At 66.4% G+C, this 4754-nt stretch carries 4 protein-coding genes; 1 reads left to right on the forward strand and 3 read right to left on the reverse strand.

Annotated features, from left to right (window positions below):
* Positions 1–46: 46 nt before the first annotated feature.
* From LL06_RS24200 to LL06_RS24210, 3 genes are all read right to left on the reverse strand, one after another.
* A complete protein-coding gene (locus LL06_RS24200) occupies positions 47–550 on the reverse strand; it encodes a hypothetical protein (RefSeq protein WP_035533152.1) in 504 nt (167 codons plus the stop codon).
* A 224-nt stretch (positions 551–774) separates the two neighbouring features.
* Complete coding sequence (locus tag LL06_RS24205; protein WP_035533154.1) at positions 775–1713, reverse strand: dihydrodipicolinate synthase family protein; 939 nt, start codon at positions 1711–1713, stop codon at positions 775–777.
* Between the two features lie 194 nt (positions 1714–1907).
* Positions 1908–2624 (reverse strand): GntR family transcriptional regulator, encoded by a 717-nt coding sequence (locus LL06_RS24210; protein WP_035533156.1) that lies wholly within the window; start codon positions 2622–2624, stop codon positions 1908–1910.
* Between the two features lie 207 nt (positions 2625–2831).
* Between LL06_RS24210 and LL06_RS24215 the strand changes: the two genes are divergently transcribed.
* Positions 2832–4754 (forward strand): glycoside hydrolase family 2 protein (locus tag LL06_RS24215; RefSeq protein ID WP_035533158.1); only part of this gene is annotated, 1923 nt, incomplete at its 3' end.

The raw sequence follows: 4754 nt of genomic DNA on the forward strand, positions 1-4754 counted from the left end.
CCAGAGCCGTCCTGCGGACCCCCTGAAGGGGAGCTCAAAAGAGGGATCAGCGCTTGGCCGCGGCGACCTGGCCGATCACGTCGAAGGCGGATTTGCCCGAGGCTTCTCCGATCGCCTTTATGGTGGCGTCGGGGCCCGGGACCGTCAGCCCCTTGTCGCGCAGCACGGCGGCCAGGCTCTCGCCGTCGTGACCGAAGAGCGGTGCGACATGGGCCAGGGAGCCGCCTTCAAACGCCTGGAAGATGGCCCGCTGCGGCGATGTGCCGGCGCCCTCCCCGGTCATGGCCGGCACGGCGAAGGCCAGCCCGCCGGCCAGCGACACGACGAGGGCCGCCAGCATCGGGAGCCGCTTGAAATAGGCGAGGAACGGGCGCCAGTTCTTCCACACATGCAGGGCGAAGGGGAGGATAAGGACCATCGACAGCCATTCGTGCATGCCGTGGAAGGCGGCTGATCCCCAGTGGAAGAACAGCGCCACGCCCGAGACGAGCGAAACCAGAAAAAGGCCGGTGATGAAGGGGGTTGCATAGCGGTTGAGAAGGGTCGGCATGTCAGGATCTTTCTGTCTTGATGACTGTCCTCCCGACGTCCTGAGTGAACCCGTTCTTCCGGCGTATCAACTTAATCTTTGTTAATGTGGAAAGGGGTCGGCGGGCAGCGATCGCAATGATTTAGAGAGGCGATCGGACGACTCCGGGCGCCGCCTGACGGACCTGATCCAGCCCGGATTCCGCTGACGGACCCCGGGCTGTCAAATCGGTCTTGCGAGGACGTTCAGGCTTCCCTTGACCACTCGGCGTACCAGGCCTTGAACAGCCGGTACTGGGTTTCGGCGTAGTTCTTCTGCGAGGCCGAGAGCGCGTCGGTCTCGTAGAAATGCAGCGTGTATTCCGCGTCGCCGTTGAGCACCATCAGATGCTTGTAATAGAGCACCAGGTCGGCGCCTTCGTCGAAGGAGGACAGCACGCCCAGCGCCTCGTCGAGCTGCTTGGCCCGCGCCCTGGCTTTCGCATCGCCCGCTGCGGCCTGCTTGCACAGCGAGACCAGGTGCAGCACCTCGTTCGGCAGCGCGTTGCCGATGCCGGTGATCGCGCCGGTGGCGCCGCAATTGACGAAGCCGTGGAAGACATTGGTGTCGACGCCGACCATCAGGGTGATGCTGTCGTCGGCCGACGTGATGTTTTCGGCCGCGTAGCGCAGGTCGGCGGCGCCGCCGAATTCCTTGAAGCCGATCAGGTTCGGGTGATCCCTGCGCAGCGCGAAGAACAGGTCGGCGCGGGTGGCGAAGCCGTAATAGGGGCTGTTGTAGATCACCGCGGGCAAGTCAGATGCCACCGACAGGATCGCCTTGAAATGGGCGGCCTGGGCCGCGGCCGAACTGCCGCGCGAGAGCACGCGGGGAATGACCATCAGCCCCTGCGCGCCGACTTCCGCCGCATGGGCCGCATGGGCCACCGCCGAGGCGCTGTTGATCGCGCCGGTGCCGACAACGGTGGGAACCCCTGCCCCGACCAGCCGGGCAACGCCTTCCATGCGCTCAGCGTCGCTCAGCAGCGGCCAGTCGCCCATCGAGCCGCAATAGACGACGCCCGACATGCCGGCATCGACCAGCTCGCGCCCCTTGCGCACCAGCGCATCGAAATCCGGAGTCCGGTCGGGCTTGCACGGCGTCATGAGCGCGGGAATGCAGCCTTTGAAGATGGTGTCGTCCATGGGTCGGTCCTTTGTGGTCCCTCAGCCGGTCTCGGCAGCTTGCGATCAGGGCGGTGCGCCAGAGCTTTGCCGGCGCTGCCCGGCGCCGCGTCAGCGTCCGTCGGGAGCCATTCTACCGCATTGTATTTTTATTGTCGACATGATTTGGCGTGAAACGCGGATCGCCGCTCCCGGCGCGGCCGTGGCCCGGCCGGTCAGAGCCGGATATCGGCGTTGAGGCGGGAATCCCGGGTGATATAGGCCTGGATCTGCCTTACGATCTGCCCCGCATGGGCCTCAGCGATGCGATCGGCTGCCTCGATGTCTTGCCGCTCGATCGCCTGCACCATGTCCTCATGCTCCTGGAGATAGGCGCGCGGCAGGTCGTCATTGAAGGACGAATAATAGAGCCGCAGCAGCCGCCTTCCCTCGTCGAGCAGCCGTTCGAACAGCTCCGCATAGTAGCGGTTGTTTCCCGCGCGCGCGATTGCGGCGTGGAAATTGCGGTTGACCTCGATCATCTCGGCCACGTCCCTGGCCTCCACCGCCCGGGCGTAGGCGTCCTGAAGCCTGCGAATGACCGCCACGTCGTCCGGCGTCCGATTGGCGGCGGCGAGCCGCGTGGTGACCCGGTACATCAGCGTAAGCGCGTCGAAAAACTGCGGGAGATTGGGGAAATCGATCGGCGCCACCAGGGTGAAGCGGTTGGCAAGCGTGACCACCAGCCCCTCGCCCGCGAGCTTGACCAGCGCCTCGCGGATAGGCGTGCGCGAGATGCCGAAGCGCTCGGACAGCCGGACCTCGTCGATCGGGCTTCCGGGCGCAAGCGTCAGGTTAAGGATCTCGTGCCGGAGCGTGTCGTAGACCGCGCCCGCGCCCTTTCCGCGCTTGCGCTTGGTCTGATCCGCCTGCTCCGGCCCCGTCACCGTCATGGTCTCTCCCAACATCCACTCGACCCTGACAAGCACTACAATCCTGCGGGGGCAAACACAATTCTCACGCGGGTCCCGTGCCGGGCGGGCACGGATCCGATCGCGCGGGCGCCGGCGGGCCGGCCGCGAAAACCGCGGGCCTCATCTTTCTCCCTGCGCGCGAACATGGCATTGACGGGCAATGCACCGCCGGGAGGACAGCGCGCCATGACAGTTCAGCCAGACATGATCGCCGGACCGCTGGACCTGTCGCAGGACTGGAGCGTGACGAACGGCACGCACGCGGTGTCGCTGGCCGTGCCCGGCGACGTACATTCCGCGCTGCTGGACGCCGGCCTCATCGCCGATCCCTACTGGCGCGACACGGAGGTCACGCTCGATTGGATCCATGAAAGCGAGTGGACGGCGACGCAGCGCTTCGATTTTTCTGCGGCCGGCGACGGCGTCTGGACGCTGTCGTTCGACGGCATCGACTGCGTGGCCGAGATCCGCTTGAACGGCCATCTGCTGGGACGGGTCGACAACCGCTTCCTGCGCCAGGATTTCGAGGTGGGCGAAACGCTCGTCTCGGGCGAAAACCGCCTCGAAGTCCGCTTCCTGTCCAACTCCGCCGAAGCCGCCGCGCGGGCCGCGGCCTCGGACTTCCCGGTGCCCTACACCAAGGACAACAACCGCATCCCGCACTACAATTTCCTGCGCAAGACCCATTGCGACGCCGGCTGGGACTGGAACATCGCGCTGTCGCCGCTGGGGCTTAGCGGACCGGTGACGCTCCGGCGCTCGGAGACGGCGCGGCTCGACGACGTCATGGTCCGGCAGGTGCACCGCGAGGGTCGTGTGATGCTGGAGATCGATCTGCACTACACCGCCTTCGCGGCGGGCGAGGTCGAGGCGCACGCGGTCTGCGACGGTCAGGCGGCACGCGCCACGGTTCAGGTCTGGCCCGGCGAGGGCACGGCACGGCTGTCGCTGACGATCGAAAACCCAAAGCTGTGGTGGCCGGCCGGGCACGGGACCCAGCCCCTCTATGATCTCGACATCCGGCTGGGACAGGACGCGACGACCCGGCGCATCGGGTTGAGGACGGTCGAGCTCCTGACCGATGCGGACGAAACCGGCGCGAAGTTCGCCTTCCGGGTCAACGGGCGCGAGATCTTCATGCGCGGCGCCAACTGGATTCCGGCCGACGCGCTGCCGGCGCGGGCGACCAGGGAGGTTGTCCGCGACCGGCTCGTCTCGGCGGTCGAGGCCAACATGACGATGATCCGGGTCTGGGGCGGCGGACAGTACGAGCCCGACTGGTTCTACGAGCTGTGCTCGGGGCTCGGGCTGATGGTCTGGCAGGATTTCATGTTTTCCTGCAGCCTCTACCCGGCGCATGACCCGGCCTGGCTCGCAAGTGTGAAGCGCGAGGTGCGCCAGCAGATCCGCCGCCTTTCGGGCCATCCCTGCCTGGCGCTGTGGTGCGGCGACAACGAGGTGATCGGGGCGCTCACCTGGTATCCCGAGGCCCGGGCCAACCGCGACCGCTACCTCGCCATCTACGCGCGGCTCAACGCGGCGCTCGAGGAGGCGGTGGCGGAAGCCCGACCCGATGTCGCCTTCTGGCCGTCCTCGCCTTCGGTCGGCCGGCTCGATTTCGGCGACGGCTGGCATGACGACACCTCGGGCGACATGCATTTCTGGGACGTCTGGCATTCGTCGAAGGATTTCGAGCACTACCGTAGCGTGAGGCCGCGCTTCTGCTCGGAATTCGGCTTCCAGTCGTTTCCCTCGAACCGGATCATCGCCGGCTTCACCGAGCCCCGAGACCGCAACGTCTCGTCGCGGGTGATGGAGGTGCACCAGCGCAACCGCGGCGGCAACAGCCGCATCGTCGAGACGCTGGCGCGCTATGTCCGCTTTCCCGAAAAATTCGAGGACATGACCTGGCTTTCCCAGGTCAGCCAGGGCCTGGCGATGAAGACCGCCATCGAGTTCTGGCGCTCGTGCAAGCCGCGCTGCATGGGCACGCTCTACTGGCAGCTCAACGACACCTGGCCGGTGGCGAGCTGGGCGTCGCTCGAATATGGCGGCGGCTGGAAGCTGGTTCACTACATGGCCCGCCGATTCTATGCCCCGGTGCTGGTG

It is taken from the genome of Hoeflea sp. BAL378 (assembly GCF_000759435.1).
Taxonomy (GTDB): domain Bacteria; phylum Pseudomonadota; class Alphaproteobacteria; order Rhizobiales; family Rhizobiaceae; genus Hoeflea.